Raw genomic sequence first — 255 nt, 5'->3', positions numbered from 1 at the left:
AATAAGGGCAATGTCCGGAAGTCAACAGTTCAACTACAGCCAGGTAGCTGGCTTAGTCATCCCCCTGCATGAATGTATTAAATGCCTTTATAAATTTTTGTTGGGTTTCCTGCGGAATGTCATTATAAAAAGCTACCTGGAAATCCCTTTCCAGTGCTGCATTGGTGGTACTGGGGATATGAATGTTCTGCGAATGTACGATACCTATTAACTGATCTTTTTCAAATACCAATTGGATGCGCATAAATGGCGAAG

The 255-nt window shown here is 41.2% G+C and carries 1 protein-coding gene; it reads right to left on the bottom strand.

The window, feature by feature from the left end:
- Positions 1–52: 52 nt before the first annotated feature.
- A partial coding sequence (locus KVT36_RS31815) for a hypothetical protein (protein ID WP_217607451.1) occupies positions 53–255 on the bottom strand: 203 nt, incomplete at its 5' end.

Origin of the sequence: Chitinophaga sp. GbtcB8 (genome assembly GCF_019091455.1) — a bacterium.
Lineage (GTDB): Bacteria > Bacteroidota > Bacteroidia > Chitinophagales > Chitinophagaceae > Chitinophaga.
Note: the sequence above shows the minus strand (reverse complement) of the source record. Positions and strands in the feature narration are given on the sequence as shown.